The sequence below is a fragment of the Streptomyces sp. SID5643 genome (assembly GCF_009872555.1).
Taxonomy (GTDB): Bacteria; Actinomycetota; Actinomycetes; order Streptomycetales; family Streptomycetaceae; genus Streptomyces; species Streptomyces iakyrus.
The window spans coordinates 64,189-85,555 of the sequence record NZ_WWIC01000283.1; the positions used below are offsets into that span (position 1 = coordinate 64,189).

Annotated in this window: 15 protein-coding genes; 7 read left to right on the forward strand and 8 right to left on the reverse strand. The window is 72.7% G+C overall.

The window, feature by feature from the left end; all coding sequences use genetic code 11:
* The first annotated feature begins 37 nt into the window (after nucleotides 1–37).
* The gene (gene dusB / locus GTY56_RS31190) at nucleotides 38–1,171 is read left to right on the forward strand and encodes a tRNA dihydrouridine synthase DusB (protein WP_161368638.1); all 1,134 of its coding nucleotides are present in this window, start codon (nucleotides 38–40) and stop codon (nucleotides 1,169–1,171) included.
* Here the strand turns inward: dusB and GTY56_RS31195 are convergent, their stop codons facing one another.
* From GTY56_RS31195 to GTY56_RS31205, 3 genes are all read right to left on the reverse strand, one after another.
* Nucleotides 1,172–3,001, reverse strand: a complete 1,830-nt coding sequence (locus GTY56_RS31195) for a sulfatase-like hydrolase/transferase (protein WP_346345624.1) — start codon at nucleotides 2,999–3,001, stop codon at nucleotides 1,172–1,174.
* A gap of 152 nt (nucleotides 3,002–3,153) precedes the next feature.
* Entirely contained in the window at nucleotides 3,154–5,091 is a 1,938-nt protein-coding gene (locus GTY56_RS31200) for an amylo-alpha-1,6-glucosidase (RefSeq protein ID WP_161368639.1), read from the reverse strand.
* Complete coding sequence (locus GTY56_RS31205; protein WP_161368640.1) at nucleotides 5,091–6,500, reverse strand: MGH1-like glycoside hydrolase domain-containing protein; 1,410 nt, start codon at nucleotides 6,498–6,500, stop codon at nucleotides 5,091–5,093. Before GTY56_RS31205 ends, GTY56_RS31200 begins: the two co-directional genes overlap by 1 nt.
* 121 nt (nucleotides 6,501–6,621) lie before the next feature.
* On the opposite strand from GTY56_RS31205, the gene GTY56_RS31210 reads away from it, so the two are divergent.
* From GTY56_RS31210 to GTY56_RS31220, 3 genes are all read left to right on the forward strand, one after another.
* A complete protein-coding gene (locus GTY56_RS31210; protein ID WP_161368641.1) occupies nucleotides 6,622–7,824 on the forward strand; it encodes an ROK family transcriptional regulator in 1,203 nt (400 codons plus the stop codon).
* A 406-nt stretch (nucleotides 7,825–8,230) separates the two neighbouring features.
* The gene (gene ppdK, locus GTY56_RS31215; protein ID WP_524540162.1) at nucleotides 8,231–10,978 is read left to right on the forward strand and encodes a pyruvate, phosphate dikinase; all 2,748 of its coding nucleotides are present in this window, start codon (nucleotides 8,231–8,233) and stop codon (nucleotides 10,976–10,978) included.
* A 188-nt stretch (nucleotides 10,979–11,166) separates the two neighbouring features.
* Nucleotides 11,167–12,501: an erythromycin esterase family protein gene (locus tag GTY56_RS31220; protein ID WP_161368642.1), complete on the forward strand. Its 1,335-nt coding sequence runs from the start codon at nucleotides 11,167–11,169 to the stop codon at nucleotides 12,499–12,501.
* Nucleotides 12,502–12,535: 34 nt separating this feature from the next.
* Here GTY56_RS31220 and GTY56_RS31225 read toward each other — a convergent pair whose 3' ends face one another.
* The 4 genes from GTY56_RS31225 to GTY56_RS31240 all read right to left on the reverse strand — a co-directional run bounded on the left by GTY56_RS31225 (nucleotide 12,536) and on the right by GTY56_RS31240 (nucleotide 16,782).
* Entirely contained in the window at nucleotides 12,536–13,054 is a 519-nt protein-coding gene (locus GTY56_RS31225; RefSeq protein WP_161368643.1) for an NUDIX domain-containing protein, read from the reverse strand.
* Nucleotides 13,055–13,169: 115 nt separating this feature from the next.
* Nucleotides 13,170–14,327, reverse strand: coding sequence for an alkaline phosphatase PhoX (locus tag GTY56_RS31230; protein ID WP_161368644.1), 1,158 nt, complete (start codon nucleotides 14,325–14,327; stop codon nucleotides 13,170–13,172).
* A 164-nt stretch (nucleotides 14,328–14,491) separates the two neighbouring features.
* Nucleotides 14,492–15,979 carry a sensor histidine kinase gene (locus tag GTY56_RS31235; RefSeq protein ID WP_161368645.1) on the reverse strand — a complete coding sequence of 496 codons (1,488 nt, stop codon included), beginning with the start codon at nucleotides 15,977–15,979 and terminating at the stop codon, nucleotides 14,492–14,494.
* A complete protein-coding gene (locus tag GTY56_RS31240; protein WP_161368646.1) occupies nucleotides 15,976–16,782 on the reverse strand; it encodes a response regulator transcription factor in 807 nt (268 codons plus the stop codon). The genes GTY56_RS31235 and GTY56_RS31240 overlap by 4 nt, the downstream gene beginning before the upstream one ends.
* Before the next feature lie 217 nt (nucleotides 16,783–16,999).
* On the opposite strand from GTY56_RS31240, the gene GTY56_RS31245 reads away from it, so the two are divergent.
* Both GTY56_RS31245 and GTY56_RS31250 read left to right on the forward strand, forming a co-directional pair.
* The gene (locus tag GTY56_RS31245) at nucleotides 17,000–17,605 is read left to right on the forward strand and encodes a carbonic anhydrase (protein ID WP_161368647.1); all 606 of its coding nucleotides are present in this window, start codon (nucleotides 17,000–17,002) and stop codon (nucleotides 17,603–17,605) included.
* Between the two features lie 785 nt (nucleotides 17,606–18,390).
* Entirely contained in the window at nucleotides 18,391–20,037 is a 1,647-nt protein-coding gene (locus GTY56_RS31250; RefSeq protein WP_161368651.1) for a SulP family inorganic anion transporter, read from the forward strand.
* A gap of 82 nt (nucleotides 20,038–20,119) precedes the next feature.
* Here GTY56_RS31250 and GTY56_RS31255 read toward each other — a convergent pair whose 3' ends face one another.
* On the reverse strand, nucleotides 20,120–20,548 hold the full coding sequence (locus tag GTY56_RS31255; protein WP_051814286.1) for a peptidase inhibitor family I36 protein: 429 nt from the start codon (nucleotides 20,546–20,548) through the stop codon (nucleotides 20,120–20,122).
* Nucleotides 20,549–20,781: 233 nt separating this feature from the next.
* Here GTY56_RS31255 and GTY56_RS31260 point away from each other — a divergent pair.
* Nucleotides 20,782–21,367: helix-turn-helix domain-containing protein (locus tag GTY56_RS31260; protein WP_161368648.1), on the forward strand; the 586-nt coding region annotated here is incomplete at its 3' end.

The window sequence follows — 21,367 nt, forward strand, 5'->3', positions numbered from 1 at the left end:
TGAATTTTGCCGTTTCATTGCACGGCACAATGGAGGCATGTCCACGCCCCTGGAGATCGGCCCGCACACCGTCCAGCCGCCCGTCGTCCTGGCCCCCATGGCCGGGATCACCAACGCGCCCTTCCGCACCCTGTGCCGGGAGTTCAGCGGTGGCAAGGGCCTGTTCGTCAGCGAGATGATCACCACCAGGGCCCTGGTCGAGCGCAACGAGAAGACCATGCAGCTCATCCACTTCGACGAGACGGAGCGGCCCCGGTCGATCCAGCTCTACGGCGTGGACCCGGCGACCGTCGGCAAGGCCGTCCGCATGATCGCGGAGGAGGACCTCGCCGACCACATCGACCTGAACTTCGGCTGCCCGGTGCCCAAGGTGACCCGCAAGGGCGGCGGTTCCGCGCTGCCGTACAAGCGGAACCTGCTGCGGGCCATCCTGCGCGAGGCCGTCAGCGGCGCCGGCGATCTGCCCGTGACGATGAAGATGCGCAAGGGCATCGACGACGACCACATCACCTTCCTCGACGCCGGCCGGATCGCCGTCGAGGAGGGCGTCACCGCCATCGCCCTGCACGGCCGCACCGCCGCCCAGCACTACGGCGGCACCGCCGACTGGGAGGCCATCGCCCGGCTGAAGGAGCACGTGCCGGAGATCCCGGTGCTCGGCAACGGCGACATCTGGTCGGCCGAGGACGCTCTGCGGATGGTGCGCGAGACCGGCTGCGACGGCGTGGTCGTGGGCCGCGGCTGCCTCGGGCGGCCGTGGCTGTTCTCGGACCTGGTCGCCGCCTTCGAGGGCCGCACCGAGGACATCGCCCGCCCCGCCCTGCGCGAGGTCGCCGACGTCATGGTCCGGCACGCCACCCTGCTCGGCGAGTGGATCGGCGACGAGGCACGGGGCGTGATCGACTTCCGCAAGCACGTCGCCTGGTACCTGAAGGGCTTCGCGGTCGGCTCCGAGATGCGTAAGCGCCTCGCGATCACCTCGTCCCTGGCGGAGCTGCGCTCCGGCCTGGACGAGCTGGACCTCGACCAGCCCTGGCCGGCCGGCGCCGACGGGCCCCGGGGCCGCACCTCCGGCAACAACCGCGTGGTGCTGCCGGACGGCTGGCTGAAGGACCCCTACGACTGCGCCGGGGTCGGCGAGGACGCCGAGCTGGACACCTCCGGCGGCTGATCAGCCCTTGGAGGGGTGCGGTGTGGAGCCGAACGCCTTCAGGAAGCGGTCGCGGAAGGAGTCCATCCTCCACACGGGCGCGTCCCGGCCGGGCTTGAGACCCTCCGTCCAGTTCCAGCCGGCGACCTTGTCCAGGACCTTCGGGTCCTTCGCCACGATCGACACCGGCACGTCCCGCGAGGCCCCGTTCCCGCTGACCCGGGCGATGGGCTGGTGGTCGCCGAGGAAGACCAGGACGGTGTCGTCGGTGCCGTAGCGCTCCAGCCACTGGGTGAGGCTGGTGACCGAGTACTGGATGGACCTGCCGTACTCCTCGCGGGACCTGGTGGTGTCGGTCAGGACGTCCGAGGCCTTGTTGCCGGCCTTCTGGATCGCGTGGAAGACCGAGCCGTCGCCGAGTTCGTCCCAGCCGACCATCTTCGGGAGGGGAGCCCAGGGCTGGTGGCTGGAGGTCAGGATGACGAACGACATCAGCGGCTTGTCGCGCTTCGTCCCGTGCACCTGCCGCTGGAACGCCTCCAGCGCGTACTGGTCGGGCATGGTCGACCAGCTGAATTTCGGGCCCCGGTAGCCCAGGTCCCGGGAGTCGTAGAGCTTGTCGAGGCCGTACCACTTCTCCTCCGGCCAGCCCTTCTGGACGCCCGGCATGACGCCGACGGTGTCCCAGGCGCCGGTCTTCTGGAAGGCCTTGGTGAGGGTGAGGTGGTCGCCCGCGCTGACCGTGCGGTAGCGGCGCTGGTTGTCGATCCACAGGCCGGACATGGTCGTGGAGTGGCCGAGCCAGCTGCTGCCTCCGTACGTCGCCGAGGTCAGCCAGCCGCTGCGGGCGGCGAAGCCGGCCTTCTGAAGGGCCTCGGTGCTCGTGTCGAGGGCCCGGCCGACGCCCGGCGCCATGATCGGGTCCTCGACGGCGCTGCGGCCGTAGCTCTCGATGAACGTGAAGATCACGTCCTTGCCGCGCAGGTCGGGGAGCAGCTGTCCGGGCGGGGTGTTGCCGAAGGTGTCCGCCTTCGACTGCTTCACGAATGCGGCCTCGTCCCGCAGCGACTCCACCGTCCGCTGCGCGTGCACCCGGAGGGCACCGGCCCCGCGCTCGGAGGCGACCGGCCCGCCGAACAGCGTCAGGCCCAGAGCGGAGCAGGTGACCCAGACGGTGCCGGCGATCAGGGCGCCCTGGGTCGCCCGCACCCGGTGGCGGGCCAGGACGGTCGCGAGCCGGACCGCCGCCGCGACCATGACGGCCGCCACGAGCAGCACGAGCACGACCGCGCCGACGGAGGCGGCCGTCGCGACGCCCTCGCCCAGCGTGTCCGCGACGTACGCCTGCGCGTCGGGCAGCAGGTCCCAGTCGAGCGCGGCGTTGAAGCCCCGGCCCAGGTATTCGTTGAACCCCATGTCGAGCAGGTTCACGGTGGTCAGGACGGTCAGACCGAGCCCGTACAGCACCGCCGCCACCAGCCGGGGCCGGCGTGGCAGCGCCAGTACGACGACGGCCCCGATGACCGCCTCGGCCGGGATCCGCGCGAAGCTGACGGCCTTCAGGGCGGGGAGGGTGTTGGGCAGCAGCAGCGCGCCGAGGACCAAGGCGGCGGCGAGGGCCGTGGTGGTCAGGTGGAGCGCGCGGGCGGTTCGGGGATGCCGGACGCGCCAGGTGCGCAGGCGGTCGAGGCGGTGCCCGAGGGGGGTTCGTGAGGTGGCCGGGGCCGGACCGCGCGCGGCCGTTGCCTCTCTCTCGCCCTCCTCCCGCTCCCCACCCGCCGGTTCCTCCTCGGCCCCGGACACGCCGTCACCCGGCTGTGACGACCCGCTGAAGCGTGTGAAGACAGGCACCCGGAGGTCCTTCCCGTTCAAAGCCCGGTGAGGTGGCGGACCCGCGTGGGGGTGCGGGTCCGCCACCGTTCCGTACGGGGCGCTCCTCACGTGTGTTCAGCACGCCGGGCCAGGGCTCGGCAAACACCCGGCAAACGGCGGACCAACGAGCCTCAGACCACGCCGACCGCCGTGAGCAGCGCCAACGGGGCCGACGCCGAACGGGATTCCCGCACACACGCGTGCGGATACGGCACCGGCTCCGGGTGGGTGTCCCGGCCGTAGCCCGCGAGAACCTCCGGGAGCCGGTGGCCGGTCGCGCTCGCCGCGTCGACCAGACCGTGCGCGATCGTGCGGGCCTCGTCGTGCAGCCCGTAGCGGGCCAGGCCCAGCGCGATCAGCGCGTTGTCGTGCGGCCAGACCGAGCCGCGGTGGTAGGACAGCGGGTGGTACGCCGGCTGCCCGGCCGCGAGGGTGCGCACGCCCCAGCCGGAGAAGAAGTCCGGTTCGAGCAGCCGCCGTCCGACCAGTTCGCCGTGCTCCTTGTCCAGCAGCCCCGACCACAGCAGGTGCCCGGCGTCGGAGGCCAGCGCGTCGACCTGCCGGCCCCTGCCGTCGAGCGCGAGGGCGGGGAAGGAGTGCTCCGGCATCCAGAAGTCGCGCCGGAAACGCTCGCGCAGGTCACCGGCCGCCTGCTCCAGCAGATGCGCGTAGGTCGGGTCCTGCCACACCGTGCGGGCCAGGACAGCCGTGCGGCGCAGGGCGTCGTAGGCGTAACCCTGGGCGCCCGCCGCCGTCACCGGCCCGTGGGGGCGGGTGCCCTCGGCGGAGCAGATGGCGCCGGGGGAGTCCTTCCAGTTCTGGTTGGCGAGGCCGCCCTGGTCGGCGCGGTAGACGAGGTAGCCGCGCGAGGTCAGGCCGCCGTGGTCGAGCATCCAGCCGACGGCGGCGCGGGCGTGGGATTCGAGGCGGCGCGCCGGGCCGGTGTCGCCGGTGTGCTCGGTGTACGCGCCGAGCAGCACGAGGAACAGCGGGGTGGCGTCGACCGAGCCGTAGTAGCGGCCGTAGGGGACCTGACCGAAGTGGGCCAGTTCGCCGTGCCGCACCTCGTGCACGATCTTGCCGGGCTGGGCGATGCCGTCGGCGCTGCTCCCGGTGGCCTGGGTGGCGGCGAGCGCGGGCAGCGTGGCGGCGGCCAGTGCCGGCCGGTAGGGCAGGGCGAACAGCGAGGTCAGCAGGGCGTCCCGGCCCAGCAGCGTCAGGAACCAGGGGGCGCCGGCGGCCGGGACGCGCAGTTCCTCGCCGTCCGGGCCGGTCGCCGGCACCTGGAGCGCGGCCAGGTCGGCGAGACCCCGGGTGCAGGCGGCCGCCAGCTCGGGCCAGCCGGCGGGGAGGTCCACGCCCTGGGTGAACTCGCGCTCGCGGGCGCGCAGTCGCTGCCGGACGGCGGCGGGGGAGCGGGGCACGCGCAGGGCGCGCCGGTCGCCGTGCGGGCGGGCCATGACCCGCAGGGTCAGCTCGGCGGTGCCGTGCGGTTCGAGCTCCAGGGTCCAGGCCAGGCGGCGGGCGCCGGTGCCGGTCTCCTCCACGGCGTCCGGCTGGGGGTCGGCCGTCACGGTCGTCACGGAATGCCATTCGCCGCGCCGGTAGGCGAACTCCACCCCGTGCCCGAGCACGCGGCGGGAGCGGACGGCACCGGCCTTCGTGTAGGTGCGGTGGTCGGAGCGCAGCTCGAACTGGTCGGTGAAGTCGGCGTCGGCGGTGACGGCGAGGCGGACCGTCGTGGGCACCGGACGGTTGCTGGTGACGCGCAGCGACTCCACGAACGAGGAGTCGCCGACGGCCTGTTCACGGAAGAGCGTGCAGGCGGGCGGCTCGTCGCGGCCGCCGCGGGGGACGAGCACACAGCGCGCGGTGTCCCCGTCGGCCACCGGCGTCAGCGTGTCGGGCACCGCCCCGTCGACGGTGAGCTGCCACCGGCTCAGATGCCGGGCGTCCCGTACGAACACGCCGTCCGGGGCGCTGCCGCCCCGGTAGCCGCTGATGTCGCCGCGGTCGCCGACGGCGGCGAACGTCCGGCCGTGCACGAGCAGATGATGCCGGTCCGTCATCACCGGTCCCCTTCCATGATCGCCGTGAGGCCGTTCCTGCCCCGTGCGGGCCGGTCGTGCAGCAGGTCGAGCGTGAGCGCGGCACTCCAGCCGAAGCCGGTGACACCGCAGGCCTGTGCCGTGTACGGGTCGACGTACTCCGCGAAGCCGGAGGCGCCGGCGGTGTGCAGCATGCCCTTGCGCAGGGCGTCGGCCCGGCCGCGCTCGCCGTGCAGCCGCAGCCCGCGCTCCAGCAGCCAGTTGGTGTTGAACCAGGCCGGGCCACGCCAGTAGCGGTGCGGGTCGAAGGCGTCGCCGAGCAGGTCGTAGCTCGGGACCAGGCGGGTCGTGCCGCCGAGGCCGAAGTGCGGGCCGCAGAGCGTGCGGACCAGGGCGGCCGCGAGGTCGCCCGGCAGGCCCGGCAGCAGCAGGGGGACGAGCCCGGCGACACCACGCTCGGGGATCAGCTCCCCGGCGCGCACGTCACGGCACAGGAACATCTCCGCCGCCGGGTCCCACAGCCGCTCCACCAGGGCCGCCGTCAGGCGCTCCGCGCGGGCCTCCCGCGCCGGGTCCCGCGCACCCGACTCCTGGGCGATGCGCGCCAGGGCGTACTCGGAGGCGACGAGCAGCGCGTTGAACGCCGGGTCCTCCACGGCGAAGTCGCCCGGACCGTCGGTGTACCCGCGGTCCCGGTAGTCGGCCGCCAGCCGCACGTACCGCCCGTAGTCAAGATCCGTCGGCCGGTCCTCGGGGGCGCCGTGGTCGAGGTCGGCGCGGCGGAAGGAGCGGGCCGGGGCCGGGGTGACCCGGGACAACGGGCGGTCCCAGCAGGGGCTGTTGTCCATCCCCTGTTCCCAGGGGTGCACCACGGACACCAGTCCGCCCCCGCCGAGGTCGCGCCGGTGCAGGAGGTAACCGTGCCAGGCGGCCAGCCGGGGATACGCCCGGGCGAGGAAGCCGCGCGCCCTGGACAGGCCAGGGTCGGCGAGGTGCACCAGCCACGCGGCCAGCGCGTGCACCGGTGGCTGCACGATGCCGGAGGTCTGTACGGTGCCCGGGGCGCCCGCCGCGCGGCCGGCGGTCGACGAGCGCCAGAAGTCGGGGCTCGGGAAGTACGCGTCGAGGGGGACGGAGGGGTTGAAGACGATGTGCGGGATCCGCCCGTCCGCCCACTGGGCCGCCAGCAGCGTCTCCAGTTCCGTCTGGGCGCGTAACGGCGAGAGGTGCCGCAGGCCGATCGCGATGAACGCCGAGTCCCACGACCACTGGTGCGGATACAGGCCGCGCGAGGGCACGGTGGACGCGCCCGTCCAGTTGCCCTCCAGCACCTGTGCGGCTCTGACCTGTAGGGAAGGCGGGGCGACGGCCGGATCGTATGCGATCTCGCGCCCCGCGGGACGCGTGGTGAGCTGGGCGATGCGATCCACTCGGGACTCTCCCAAAGACGTACTCCTGACCGGGATCGGCAGGGGCTACCGTAGGGTTACGTCTATTTAACATGCAAAACCCAATATGTAATGCAAGGTTGGGAAACACAAGGGGGTGCGCATGACGGGACGTGTTCAGGCGAGTGCCGGCGATCTGCTCGAACTGGTGCGCAGCCGCCGCGCCGTGACCCGGGGTGCGCTGCAACAGGCGACCGGCCTGTCCCGGGCGACCGTCGGGCAGCGGCTGGACCGGCTCTTCCGCGCGGGCTGGCTGCGCGAGGGCGCCGGTGGGCCGGTGGACTCGCCGCTCGGCGGGCGGCCGTCCATCACCCTGGAGTTCGACGACGAGCACGCGGTGGTCCTGGCCGCCGACCTCGACACCCGGCACGCCCGGGCGGCGGTGCTGTCGCTGAGCGGCGAGATCCTCGCCGAGCACTCCGGCATTCTCGTCATCGAGGACGGGCCGGACGCCGTGCTCGGTGAACTCGGGCGCTGGTTCGCCGAGTTGCTGGTCAAGTCCGGGCACGGGGCCGAGTCGGTCTGCGGGGCCGGGCTGGCGGTGCCCGGACCGGTCGACTCCGAGACCGGCCGCGTCGTCCAGCCGCCGATCATGCCCGGCTGGGACGGCTACGACATACGGGGCCGGCTGGCCCGGGCGCTCACCGAGCACGCAGGCGCCGCCGGAGTGCCCGTCCTGGTGGACAACGACGCCAACCTCATGGCGTACGGCGAACAGCGCGCCGGCCACCCCGACTGCTCCGCCTTCGTGCTGGTCAAGGTCTCCACCGGCATCGGTGCCGGGGTCGTGGTGGACGGCTCGGTCTTCCGCGGCGTCGACGGCGGCGCGGGCGACATCGGGCACATCCGGGTGCCGGAGGGCGCCGGGGCGCTGTGCCGTTGTGGTTCGTACGGCTGTCTGGCCGCCGTCGCGAGCGGTGGCGCGGTGGCCCGGCGGCTGGCGGAGGCGGGGCTGCCGGCGGCCTCCGGCTCGGACGTGCGGGACCTGCTGGCGGCCGGGCACCCGGAGGCGGTCGGACTCGCCCGCGAGGCCGGACGCCGGGTGGGTGAGGTCCTCGCGACCGTCGTGACCCTGCTCAACCCCGGGGTCCTGATGATCGCCGGGGATCTGGCCGGAACCCCCTTCCTGACGGGCGTGCGTGAACTGCTGTACCAGCGGGCGCTGCCCCGCTCCACCGCCCGCCTGGACGTGGTGACCGCACGGCTGGGTGAGCGGGCCGCGCTGGTCGGGGCGGGTGCGATGGTCGTGGAGCACCTCTACGCGCCCGAGAGGGTCGAGGAGCGGCTGCGCGCGCTCGGGGTGTGACGGCCGCGTTCCGGTCCCGTGACGCGTCCGCATGGTGAAATCCGGGCGGCTGTGGCAGCGTGATTCTCGCCACCCCTGATAAGGGCTGCGCTCAGATGAGCGGATCGTGAGCGACTGCACTTCTCCAAAGGGTGGCACTGAGTGCCACCCTTTGATCGTTCATCGAGCGAAATCAAATGTGCGGAAACTCCGCTCACATGAGCGTTCAAGAGGTCTCAGGGAGGCTCTTGCGTTCAAGAAGTGAAAACACGCGGCTGCGATCGCTTGCCCAGCCTTGACTTTCGATCCGCTGGCGGACGAGTGGTTACAGGCGCATGACGCACAAGTGGACGTACCCAGACGCCTTTGATCTGGGTATGTTCCTGCCCGTCAGGGCAGCCACCGCGTCCTCGAGGAGTCGAGACCCGTGTCGGAAAACAAAGATCTCCCGGTAGCCGAGCAGGCCGCGAGCGTTGAGGGCGTGAAGTTCGTCTACGACTTCACCGAGGGCAACAAGGACCTCAAGGACCTCCTCGGTGGCAAGGGCGCCAACCTCGCCGAGATGACGAACCTCGGCCTTCCGGTCCCGCCCGGCTTCACGATCACCACCGAGGCCTGCAAGACCTACCTCGACAGCGGCGAGGAGCCGGCGGCACTGCGTGACGAGGTGAGTGCGCACCTCGACGCGCTGGAGGCCCGCATGGGCAAGAAGCTCGGCCAGGCCGACGACCCGCTGCTGGTGTCGGTCCGCTCGGGCGCCAAGTTCTCCATGCCCGGCATGATGGACACCGTCCTCAACATCGGCCTCTCCGACAAGTCCGTGCAGGGCCTGGCCAAGCAGGCCGGCGACGACCGCTTCGCGTGGGACTCCTACCGCCGCCTCATCCAGATGTTCGGCAAGACCGTCCTGGGCGTCGACGGCGAGCTCTTCGAGGACGCGCTGGAGGCGGCCAAGACCGCCAAGAAGGTCTCGGTCGACACCGAGCTGGAGGCAGCGGACCTCAAGAAGCTCGTCACCAAGTTCAAGAAGATCGTCAAGACCGAGGCCGGCCGCGACTTCCCGCAGGACCCGCGCGAGCAGATGGACCTCGCCATCAAGGCCGTCTTCGACTCCTGGAACGGCGACCGGGCCAAGCTCTACCGCCGCCAGGAGCGCATCCCGCACGACCTGGGCACGGCCGTCAACGTCTGCTCCATGGTCTTCGGCAACCTCGGCCCGGACTCCGGCACCGGCGTCGCCTTCACCCGCGACCCCGCCTCCGGCCACCAGGGCGTCTACGGCGACTACCTCCAGAACGCGCAGGGCGAGGACGTCGTCGCGGGCATCCGCAACACCGTGCCGCTGGCCGATCTCGAGCAGATCGACAAGAAGTCCTACGACCAGCTGATGCAGATCATGGAGACGCTGGAGAACCACTACAAGGACCTCTGCGACATCGAGTTCACCATCGAGCGCGGTGTGCTGTGGATGCTCCAGACCCGCGTCGGCAAGCGCACCGCGGGCGCGGCCTTCCGGATCGCGACGCAGCTGGTGGACCAGGGCCTGATCGACGAGGCCGAGGCGCTCACCCGCGTCAACGGCGCCCAGCTCGCGCAGCTGATGTTCCCGCGCTTCGACGAGGACGCGAAGGTCTCGCAGGTCGGCCGGGGCATCGCCGCCTCGCCCGGCGCGGCCGTCGGCAAGGCCGTCTTCGACTCCTACACGGCCGTCAAGTGGTCCCGCTCCGGCGAGAAGGTCATCCTCATCCGCCGCGAGACCAACCCCGACGACCTCGACGGCATGATCGCGGCCGAGGGCATCCTGACCTCGCGCGGCGGCAAGACCTCCCACGCGGCCGTCGTCGCCCGCGGCATGGGCAAGACCTGTGTCTGCGGCGCCGAGGAGCTGGAGGTCGACACCAAGCGCCGCCGGATGACCGTGCCGGGCGGGCACGTCGTCGAGGAGGGCGACGTCGTCTCCATCGACGGCTCCACCGGCAAGGTCTACCTCGGTGAGGTGCCGGTCGTGCCGTCGCCGGTCGTGGAGTACTTCGAGGGCCGGATGCACCCCGGCGCCGACGACGCCGACGAACTGGTCGAGGCCGTTCACCGCATGATGGCCTTCGCCGACCGCAAGCGCCGCCTGCGGGTGCGCGCCAACGCCGACAACGCCGAGGACGCGCTGCGCGCCCGCCGCTTCGGCGCCCAGGGCATCGGCCTGTGCCGCACCGAGCACATGTTCCTCGGCGACCGGCGCGAGCTGGTGGAGCGGCTGATCCTGGCCGACACGCAGGCCGAGCGCGAGGAGTCCCTCAAGGAGCTGCTCCCGCTCCAGAAGCAGGACTTCGTGCAGCTCTTCGAGTCGATGGACGGCCTCCCGGTCACCATCCGCCTCCTGGACCCGCCGCTGCACGAGTTCCTGCCCGACATCACCGAGCTGTCGGTCCGCGTCGCCCTCGCCGAGTCCCGCCAGGAGCCGCACGAGAACGAACTGCGCCTCCTCCAGGCCGTGCACCGGCTGCACGAGCAGAACCCGATGCTGGGTCTGCGCGGCGTGCGCCTCGGCCTGGTCATCCCCGGTCTGTTCACCATGCAGGTGCGGGCCATCGCCGAGGCCGCGGCCGAGCGCAAGGCCGCCAAGGGTGACCCGCGCGCCGAGATCATGATCCCGCTCGTGGGCACGGTCCAGGAGCTGGAGATCGTCCGCGAGGAGGCCGACAAGGTCATCGCCGAGGTCGAGGCGGCCTCGGGCGCGCAGCTCAAGCTGTCCATCGGCACGATGATCGAGCTGCCGCGCGCCGCGCTGACCGCCGGTCAGATCGCCGAGGCGGCGCAGTTCTTCTCCTTCGGCACGAACGACCTGACGCAGACGGTGTGGGGCTTCAGCCGGGACGACGTGGAGGCCTCGTTCTTCACGGCGTACCTGGAGAAGGGCATCTTCGGCGTCTCCCCGTTCGAGACGATCGACAAGGACGGCGTCGGCTCCCTGGTGAAGCTGGCCGCCAAGGCCGGCCGCGAGACCCGCCCCGACCTCAAGCTCGGCGTCTGCGGCGAGCACGGCGGCGACCCGGAGTCGGTCCACTTCTTCCACGAGGTCGGGCTCGACTACGTCTCCTGCTCCCCGTTCCGCATCCCGGTGGCCCGCCTGGAAGCGGGCCGGGCGGCGGTCCAGTCCCAGGGCAGCGACCACCGCTAGCCGGGGCCCACAGAACCCGGAGCCGTCGCGGTCCCCGACCACCCTCACCGATCGCGGCGGCTCCGGTGCACGGAGGAGAGCGGGGGCGCCACCTTGTGCGGAGGTGGTGCCCCCGCTCCGTGCTGTCCCGGGATCCGTTCGGGCAGGGGCGGGTTCCGGCGCGTCCGGCTGCGGGCACTTATGCGGGTATGCCGCCTTTGCGTCCCGTGGGCTTGGTCGTCGTCCTCGCGTTGTCCCTCCTCACTCCGGCCCTCGCGGCCACCGCTGCCCAGGACCCGGTCGTATCCGCCCTCCAGCGGGCCGCCCGTGCCCTGCGCACCGCCGAGCCCGGCGCAGACGCCGGTGACCTGCGGCCTATCGGCAGGGCGGTCGGGGACGCGGTCGTGGTGGGGGCGGGAGAGGCCACGCACGGGTCGCACGAGTTCCTCACCGTGAAGGAACGGGTGTTCCGGTACCTGGTGGAGCGGCGGGGCTTCCGTACCTTCGCGCTGGAGACGGCCTGGAGTACCGGCGTACGCCTCGACGAGTACGTCGTGCACGGCGAGGGCGACCCGCGGCGCATCATGCGGGAGGACCTCCAGTACACGTACGCGCTCAACGCCACCGCCGAGAACCTGCGCCTGGTGGAGTGGATGCGGGAGTACAACCGCCGGCATCCGCAGGACCCGGTGCGGTTCATGGGCGACGACTGGGGCTACACCGGGCCGGAGCTGTACGACCGGGTCACCGGCTACGTCGCCCGGGTCCGCCCGGACCTCTTGGCGCGCCTGGACGCGCTGTACCGGGGACTGCGGCCGGCCGTCCCGTCCGGCGAGTACCAGAAGGCGTACCTCGCCCGCCCGCTCGCCGAGCGGCAGGAGATGGCGTCCCGCACCGGACGCGCCCTGAGGCTGCTGGACTCACTGGAGCCACGCGCACAGGCCGGGCGGCGGGAGTCCGCCGAGGTGCTGCGGCACGCCACGGTGATCGACCAGACGGCCACCGGGTACGGCTTCGACTTCGAGGACCCCCGGCAGGTCGCCGAGGCCATGCGCTACCGGGACGAGGTCATGGCGGACAACGTCGTCTGGTGGCACCGGCACACCGGGCACCGGATCCTGCTGGCGGGTCACAACAACCACATCGGCTACGAGCCCGAGGACCCGCAGGTCCTGCCGAGGACGCAGGGGGCGTTCCTGCGGGACCGGCTCGGCAGCGGCTACGTGAGCATCGGACTCACCTTCGGCCGGGGCTCGTTCCAGGCCACCGACCCGGAGGAGGCGCACATGCTCACCCACACGGTCGGCCCTCCGCCGACCGGCAGCAACGAGCACACGCTGGACCAGGTGCGGTACGACCGGTTCATCATGGACCTGCGAACCGCCCCCGGCCCGGCCCGCGCCTGGCTGGCCGGGGCCCGGCCCACACGCAGTGTCGGTACCGCCTATCCGGAGGAGCGGAACTGGTTCGGCATCGCGCTGGGTCGCTGCTTCGACGTGCTGATCCATCAGGACCGGGTGCGGGCCGTGGACCTGCTGCTCTGAGAGACGACGACCGCTGCCCCCGGGTGGGGCGCGGTCACTGGGGCCGTCCTTCCCGCAGGCAGACGACCGTGCCGGTGCGGGCGGCGGTGAGCAGCGCGCCGAGGGTCGGCAGGAGCGTCGCCAGCGGCATGGTCTCCAGTTCGGAGAGGGCGAACAGGCCGTGCTGGTCGTGCTCCGAGCTGCGCCGGACGGGCTGCCCGGCCGGGAGCCGGCCGCCGTGGAAGTAGAAGTCGATCACCGGCCCCGTGCCCAGCACATCCGCCCGGTGGTCGTACCCGATGAACCGCAGGTCCTCCTCCAGGACGATGCCGGTCTCCTCGTGCAGCTCCCGGCTCGCCGCACCGGCGGGGTCCTCGCCGTGGTCGAGCATGCCGCCCGGCAGCCCCCACAGACCCGCGCCGGGCTGACCCCCGGCGTAGCGCAGCAGCAGGAGCCGGTCCTCGGCGTCGAGCAGCAGGACGCAGGACGCGACGACGGTCTGCGGCAGGGTCTTGACCCACTCGGCGCGGGGCAGCACACCCGGCGCCTTCGGGACGGGCACGGTCGTGTCCACGGTGGTGTTCCTTCCATCGGCCGGGCAGCCCGCTGCGAACCGCCCAACCGGTGGAACGGCCGGGCCCGCCGATGGTCACCGGCGGGCCGGGCTCAGGTGTCGCGCACGACCTCCGTCACGAGCGGAACGGGCCCGTCACCTCGTACGTGATGCCGCCCGAGGAACTGCCGCTGGTGCCGCGCTGGCTGGAGAAGTAGAGGCGGGTGCCGTCGGGGGAGAAGGCCGGGCCGGTGATCTCCGAGCTCGACTGGCCGTCGACGCGCAGGAACGAGGCGACGACGTCGTCGGGGGTGATGACGCAGATGTCCATGGTGCCGCCGTCCTCGGCGACGAAGAGGTCGCCGGAGGAGGCGCCGGTGATGTTGTCGACGCCGGTGAGGGGGGCCGTGCCGTTGACGAGGGAGTCGTCGTAGGCGAGTTCGTACGTGGCGGTGAGGAGGTTGAGCTGCCAGACGCGGTGGTCGCCCTTGGTGGTGAACCAGACCGTGTCGTTCGCGTAGTGGCAGCCCTCGCCGCCGTTGAAGGACTTCGAGCCGGAGACCTGGGAGCGGGTGGCGGTGGGGGAGCCGTCCGGGTCGGGGATGTCGGCCCAGGTGAAGGAACCGCTCGTGGCGCTGCCCGCCACCATCACCTGGAGCCTGCCGGACGACAGGTCGCTCCACGTGGCCGGGACGAAGCGGTAGAAGCGGCCGTTGGTCTCGTCCTCGGTCAGGTAGATGACCTTGCGTACCGGGTCCGCGGCCGCCGCCTCGTGCTTGAAGCGGCCCATCGCCGCACGCCGCACCGCCGCGTTCGTGCCCCACGGGTCGGTCTCGTAGACGTAGCCGAGGGACACCTCCTCGCAGGACAGCCAGGTGTTCCACGGGGTCTTGCCGCCCGCGCAGTTCTGGCGCGTGCCGGACAGGATGCGGTAGGCGCCGGTGATCGCGCCCGTCGAGGAGAACCTCACCGCGCTCGCGCCGCCCGAGGGGGTGATCTCGGAGTTGGAGACATAGATCCAGCCCGTGCCGTCGGCGTAACAGGCGCCGCCGTCCGGGGCGTTGTGCCAGGTGTACGACGTGCTGCCGACGCGCTGGCCGGACCGGGCGACCACCCGGCTCGTGAAGCCGCTCGGGAGTCGGATGCCGTTGGCGTCCGGGGAGCCCAGCGGCCCGTAGGGGCCGGTGCCGGGCTGGGCGGGGGCAGCATACGCGGCACCGCGCCACAGGGTTCCGCCCAGAGCGGCCGACGTGCCGCCGAGGACGGCCGCACGCAGGAGGCTACGACGTTCCACTCTCACTCCAAGAGGTGCCGTACCGCCCTGCCGCCGGTCGACGGCAGGGTTGTGCGTGGGGGAGGCGAGAGGGACGCTAAGGGGACAGGGTTGATGGGGCATGGCCAACGCGTGGCCGGGGAGCGGCATGCTGCGTGCCGGCCGTGCCCCGTCCGGCACGGCCCCTACGCCGGCAGCGCCGGTGCCTCCCGTCTCGGCTTCCTCGGGCGGTCGCCGCCCGGCCCGTGGTCACTCTCACCGGGCGGCCGCGCGGACGGCAGCCGGATCACCACGTCCAGGCCGCCGGTGGCCGCCGCGCACAGGGTCGCCTCCCCGCCGCTGGCATGGGCCAGACGCTGCACCAGGGCGAGGCCGAGTCCCGTGCCGCCCTTGGGGGCTCCCGGGGCGCGCCAGAAACGGTCGAAGGCGCGGGCCCGCTGCTCCTCCGTCATGCCCGGGCCCTCGTCGGTGACGTGCAGGTCGACCCAGCGGGGGCGGCTGTCGCGCAACGCCCGCCGGGGTGGTACCCGCAACCGCAGTTCGACCGTCACGGTGCTACCCGCCGGGGACGCCCGCAGGGCGTTGGACAGCAGGTTGTCCATGATCTGCTCCACGGCCCCCGGCACCGCCAGCACCGGGCCCACGCTCCCCGCGAAGAGCACCAGCGAGACGTCCTCCCGCGCGAACAGCGGCTGCCAGGTGCGGTGCCGCTCGGCGCAGAGCGCACCCAGGTCGACCGTGGCGGGTATGGCCGCGTGCTCCTCCAGCCGTGCCATGGCCAGCAGGTGCCCGACCATCCGGGCGAGCCGGTCCGTCTCCGTGACGGCCGCGGTGAGACTGCCCCGGGCGCGGGCGGCGACGTCCGGCTCCATGTTCTCCAGGCGCAGCCGCAGCGCCGCCAGCGGTGTCTTCAACTGGTGCGAGGCCTCGCCCGCGAACGCCCGCTGGGACGCCAGCAGGTGGGCGAGCCGGGCGCCGGTGCGGTTGAACGCCGCCGCCAGACTGCGTACTTCCGGCGGGCCCTTGGTGACCGTCACCGGCTCGAACCGGCCGCCGTCGGCCAAGTCGTGCGTGGCCTGCTCCAGTTCACGGATGGGGCGTCCCGCCCACCGCGCGAAGGCGAAACCGACCACCGCGACGGCCGTCAGCACCGCGCACCCGCCCAGCGCGAGCAGCAGCCAGACGTGGTGCACCCGCTCGTGAACCGTCCGCGTCGGCACCGTCAGCCACACCGCACCCACCGCCCGCGCCTCCTGGCCGACCGGCGCGGCCACCGACAGGTACTCGACCCCGCCGATGGTGGAGGTACGGACGTCCACCGTCGAGGTGCCCCGCAGCGCCGCCGCGATGCCCGGCCGCGCGGCCAGCGTGCCGGACATCCCGGCGTCCAGCCGGTGCGAGGTGGCGAGCGGCGTGCCCGCCGCGTCGACGATCACCACCTTGCCCCCGATGCGCCGCGCGCAGTGCGCCACCCGCCCGGGCAGGTCCCGCTCGCCGCGCCCCGCCGCCAGCGACAGCGCCGCGTACGCCGAGACCGACTCGGCCTCGTCCTTCGCCGCGTTGACCACCCGCTCCCGCTCCCCGCGCGAGTACACGAAGCCCAGCGGGATCTCCAGGCAGAGCAGGACCAGCGCGGCGAGGCTGAGGTAGCTGAGCAGCAGCCGGCGGGTCATGGAGAGGCCACCTGCGGCCCCGTGTGCGCGGACAGCCGGAAACCGACGCCCCGCAGGGTCCGGATCCACGCCGGGTGCCCCAGCTTGCGGCGCAGCGCGGCGACATGGACGTCCAGCGTCTTGGTCGGGCCGTCGTAGTGCGGGTCCCAGACGCGGTCGAGGATCTGCTGCCGCGAGTAGACCGCGCCGGGGTCCTCACTGAGCAGCGCCAGCAGGTCGAACTCCTTGGGCGTGAGCAGGACGGGGGCGTCGCCGACCCAGACCTGGCGGGTGCGGCGGTCCACGACGAGCGGGCCCGGGTCGTGCGCGGGGGAGGGGTCGGGGGCGGACGCGGACGCCGCCGGGGGGTCGTAGGAGAGGGCCGGGGCGGGTTCGTAGGCCGGTTCGGCCGGTGCCGGCTCGGGGGCGCTCACAGGGCCCGGTGCCTCGGGGAACGCCGTGTGGGTGCGCTGCGTGCGGCGGGTCACCGCACGGACCCGGGCGACCAGTTCCCGCACGCTGAACGGTTTCGCCAGGTAGTCGTCGGCGCCCAGCTCCAGACCCAGCACGCGGTCGGCCTCCTCGCCGCGCGCGCTGAGGATGACGATGGGCACGTCCGAGACCTGCCGGATGCCGCGGCAGACGTCGATGCCGTCCATGTCCGGCAGCCCCAGATCGAGCAGCACGACGTCGTTGTAGGGGCCTCTCAGGCCGTCCGTCCCGGTGGCGACGTGGTCGACCGTCAGCCCGAAGTGGCCGAGCCCCTCGGCGAGCGGCTCGGCGATCGTCTCGTCGTCTTCGATGAGCAGCACTCGTAGGCCCATACGTCCTGTCTCTCCGTGAAACCGGCATGAATCCGGGCAGCGTGAATCAGCAAGCCCTGCCGCGGAGTTCACACGCTACAAGAAGACACTGCGTCTGGGAATCCGGACAAAGAATGTGCAATTGCTGGCCGGGCTCTGGAGTTTGCTTAACCTTCCTTTGTAGGTCGGCGGCCTACGGTGGAGCGCACAGGGAGGAACCCCAGCTCAGGAGAGTGCGATGAAGGCTTTGCTGGACCGTGCCCGGACGTTCAGGATGCGCGTCGATTTCAACAGCGGCGAATACCGGAAACTGGCCGAAGGGCAATATCCGGAAGCGCTGTTCATTACCTGTTCGGACTCGCGTGTCATACCCGCGATGATCACGGGAGCGCGGCCCGGAGAGATATTCGAGCTGCGGAACGCAGGGAATATCGTGCCGCCCTACGGACGGCCCGGGGCCTGTGGAGAGGCGGCCACCATCGAGTACGCACTGGAGGTGCTCGGGGTTCAGGACATCGTGGTGTGCGGTCACTCACACTGCGGTGCGATGGGCGCGCTGAAGTCCGGCGACGACCTGTCGGCCCTGCCCGGCGTGGACGCCTGGCTCCGCATCGCCCGCCCGGAGCTGACCTCCGTCCTGGAGAGTGCCCCGGACGATCCGTCCCTGCCGGAGGTGTCCCAGGGCAACGTCGTCAACCAGCTGGCCGCGTTGCGCAGTTACCCCGTGGTCCGGCAACGCCTCGACTCGGGCCGCCTGCGGCTGCACGGCTGGTACTACGAGGTCGACACGGGCTTCGTCTACGAGCTGGGTGACGAGGGCGACTTCCGGGTGCACGCAGCGTGAGCGGGGCCCATGCGCGCGGGAGGACGCGGGGCGGCCCGGGGGGCCGTCGAGCCGGGGGGACGCCGGGTGGCGAGGGGGGCCCGCGGCCGGGCGGTCCTCCGACGGACGGACGCTCCGAGTGGGGGGCCGGTGCCGTGGGTGCTACGGGGGACCGGTCGGGGGACTGGTCGACGGGGGGCTCGGAAGGGGACACCGGAGGCTGGTCGGGCGGAGCCCCGGCGGGGGGCCAAGGGGGCTGGTCGGGCGGACCTCCGGCGGGGGGTCAGGGGGGCCCGCCCGCCGGAGGTCCGGTGGGGGATCCGTGGGCCTGGTCCGCGGAGGATGATGCGGGGGGCGGGGCGCCGGGAGGCGTGCCGGGTGGCTTCGGGGCTCACACCGGGGCTCACACCGGGGGAGGCGCCGTGGGAGGCGCGGCCGGTGGATCATGGGGCGGGTGGGCCGGCGGGCCGGCGGGCGGTGGTTCCAGGGGCGGGGCGCCCGAAAGCCACCAAACGGGGGGCGGTTCGGGGGGCCGCCCGGGCCACGGGCCGGACGGGCACTTCCCGGACGGCCCGGGAGCCGGCACCGCGGGCGGTGGTGCGCTGGGCGGGCTGCTCCGCGGCGTGCTGAGCGGCGCGCAGGGCGTCGTCCGCAGGGGGGCAGCGACGGGCGTCGGCGGCAAGGGGGCAGCGACGGGCGTCGGCGGCAAGGGGGCAGCGACGGTCGTCGGCGGCAAGGGGGGAGCGGAAGGCGTCGGCGGCAAGGGGGGAGCGAAAGGCGTCGGCAGCAAGGGTGGAGAGGAGGGCATCGCGGGCAAGGGCGGCGCGAAGGGGGACCTGGCCACCGACATCACCGCTTCCCTCGTCGTCTTCCTCGTGGCCCTGCCGCTGTGCATCGGCGTTGCCGTCGCCTCCGGCGTCCCCGCCGAACTCGGGATCATCTCCGGGGTGATCGGCGGTCTGGTCGTCGGCGCAGTCCGGGGCAGCACGCTCCAGGTCAGCGGCCCGGCCGCGGGACTCGCCGCGCTGGTCGCGGAGACCGTCGCCGAGGTCGGCGTGGCCATGCTCGGCGTGATCGTGCTGTTCGCCGGCCTCCTCCAGATCGTCCTCGGACTGGTACGGCTCGGCCGGATGTTCCAGGCCATCTCGGTCGCCGTCGTCCAGGGCATGCTCGCCGGCATCGGCGTGCCGCTGATGTTCAGCCAGGCCTACCCGATGGCCGACGCCAAGGCCCCGGGCACCGCGTTGGAGAACATGGCCGGGATCCCCGGGCTGCTGGCCGACGTCCTGACGGACCCGCAGGCGATGATCGCCATGCTGCTCGGTGTCGTCACGATCGTGCTCAGCTTCGTCTGGAAGAAGGTGCCCGGGCCGGCCGGGAAGATCCCCGCCGCCCTGGTCGCCGTAGGCATCGGCATGGTCGTCGCCGCGCTGCCCGGCGTGGAGGTGAAGACCCTCCAGGTGGGGAACCTGCTCAACTCCGTGCAGGTGCCGGGCGGGGAGCAGTTCGCCGGGCTCGCCGACGGGACGGTCATCACCGCGATCCTCACCTTCACGGTCATCGCGTCCGCGGAGAGCCTGTTCACGGCCGCCGCCGTGGACCGTATGCACGACGGCCCGCGCACCCGCTACAACACCGAGCTGATCGCCCAGGGCGCGGGCAACACCGTCGCGGGCATCCTCGGCGCGCTCCCCATCACCGCGGTGGTGGCGCGCAGTTCGGCGAACGTCCAGGCCGGGGCCAAGACCCGGCTCTCCCGCACCCTGCACGGCCTGTGGCTGCTGCTGTTCGCGCTGCTGCTGCCGCAGGTGCTCGCGCTGATCCCGATCTCCGTGCTCGCCGGCGTCCTCGTGCACAGCGGCTGGAAGCTGTTCGGCCCCGCCGAGTTCCCGAAGATGTGGCGCCAGGACAGGGGCGAGTTCGCGGTGATGACGCTGACCATGCTGGTCATCGTGGCGACCGCGCTGCTGGAGGGCGTGCTGTTCGGTCTCGCCGCGGGGATCGTGCTGGCCGCGCTGCGCATGTCGCAGACGGTGATCCGCCAGCACGTCGAGCAGGACACGGCCAAAGTCGTCATGGCAGGCAACGCCACGTTCCTGCGGCTGCCGAAGCTGATCGACGCGCTGGAGGCGGCGGCCGCGTCCGGGAAACCGAGGATCCGTCTGGACCTGACCGGCGTGACCCACCTGGACCACGCCTGCCGCAACCAGGTCGAGGAGTTCACCGCCCAGCAGCGGGGGCTCGGGCTGCGGGTGGAGCTGCTGATGCCGGGGGAGGCGAAGCAGTCCGTGGACCCGGGCCCGGGCCCGGGTCCGACGCCGTTGCCCCGGCGCCCGGTCCCCGGCGAGGAGGCGGCGCAACCGCCGCCCTGGCCCACCGCGGACGCCGAGTGGTTCTACCTCGACACGCGGCCCCTCCCCGAGGAGCACGCGCGGTCGCCCCTGGTGGGCTGACCCTCCCCGCGGACATGCCGCGGTGGCGTGCACGCCCGAGCGGACGGGCGGTGCACGCCACCGCGTTCGTGCGGGTGGCCGGTCAGCCGCAGCTGCCCGAGATCCACCGGTGGGAGCGGACCTTGTACGTACCGGCGAGGTTTCCGCCGTGCTGCTGGCGGGTGCAGCCGACCCGGTCGCTGTAGTTGGCGCCCCGGTAGTACGCGACACCGCTGGAGCTGCTGGTGCCGGCGTTCCACACGGACTTCACGTTGGTCGTGGCGGCCCAGGAACACCGGACGGCACCGCTCTGCCAGTCGGGGTCGGCCACGTCCCAGGCGCACTTGCTGCCGGTGAAGTTGGCTCCGGTCCAGAAGCAGATGTGCCCGGACGCACAGTCCACCGCGGCGGGCGCGGCCGGGGCCGCCGACGCGGAGCTCGGCACGGCCAGGGTGGCGACGGCGGCGGCGCTGACGGCGAGCACGGCGAGCAGCGGGTTCGCACGGGAGTTCCGGCGGACGGAAAGGCGCATGAGCCTGGTCTCCTCGGAGATCTGGGGACGGTGGAGCGGACGGCCCGACGCTGGCAAGGCGTGACCGGGCCGGGCAAGGGCGCGGGGGCCCGCTGGGACGCCGGGACGCCGGTGGGCCGCGCACCTGGCGCGATCCGGAACCGTTGGGACGGCCATGGGACGCCTTTGGTGGCACAGTGTCGGCACGAGACGCCCGACCAGCGTCCATGGGGATTCCCGAGGGGGGAACGGCCTTGTCCGCATGCCCGGAAACGGAGCGGTTCGCCGCGCTGTTGCGTTCGTTGAAGAGCCGGTCCGGCCTGAGTTACGAGGCCCTCGCCAGGAAGTCCGGCCTGGCCGGCTCCACCCTGCACCGTTACTGCCGGGGCACGTCGGTGCCCCAGGACTACGGGAGCGTGCACCGGCTGGCCACGGTCTGCGGCGCGACCCCGGACGAACTGCGCACCCTGCACCGCCTGTGGGCACTGGCGGACGCGGCGCGCGCCGCCGCGGAACGGGGAGCGGTGCCGGAAGCGGCACGGGGGACGGAACCGGAAGGGCCCCCGGAAGCCGACCAGAAGACCGACCGGATGACCGCTCCGGAAGCCGACCAGAAGACCGACCAGAAGGCCGATCCGGAAGCCGATCCGAAAACGGAGCAGCCCACCCCCGATGCGGCAGCCCGTCCCGCGCGGCAGCCGCGCCGGCACCAGCTGCGCGTCACCGTCGTCGCCGCGGTCCTCGCCGCCGTCACGGTCTCGGCCTGGGTGCTGTCGAGCGGCCGGTCGCCTTCCGGCGACGGTGATGCCGCCGGTGCCGGTGCCGGTGCCGGTGCCGGTG

Coding starts and splice junctions, on each gene's coding strand:
- dusB (WP_161368638.1), top strand. CDS start 38: ATGTCCACGCCCCTGGAGATCGGCCCGCACACCGTCCAGCCGCCCGTC.
- GTY56_RS31200 (WP_161368639.1), bottom strand. CDS start 5,091: ATGACGGACCGGCATCATCTGCTCGTGCACGGCCGGACGTTCGCCGCC.
- GTY56_RS31210 (WP_161368641.1), top strand. CDS start 6,622: ATGACGGGACGTGTTCAGGCGAGTGCCGGCGATCTGCTCGAACTGGTG.
- GTY56_RS31220 (WP_161368642.1), top strand. CDS start 11,167: ATGCCGCCTTTGCGTCCCGTGGGCTTGGTCGTCGTCCTCGCGTTGTCC.
- GTY56_RS31235 (WP_161368645.1), bottom strand. CDS start 15,979: ATGACCCGCCGGCTGCTGCTCAGCTACCTCAGCCTCGCCGCGCTGGTC.
- GTY56_RS31240 (WP_161368646.1), bottom strand. CDS start 16,782: ATGGGCCTACGAGTGCTGCTCATCGAAGACGACGAGACGATCGCCGAG.
- GTY56_RS31245 (WP_161368647.1), top strand. CDS start 17,000: ATGAAGGCTTTGCTGGACCGTGCCCGGACGTTCAGGATGCGCGTCGAT.
- GTY56_RS31255 (WP_051814286.1), bottom strand. CDS start 20,548: ATGCGCCTTTCCGTCCGCCGGAACTCCCGTGCGAACCCGCTGCTCGCC.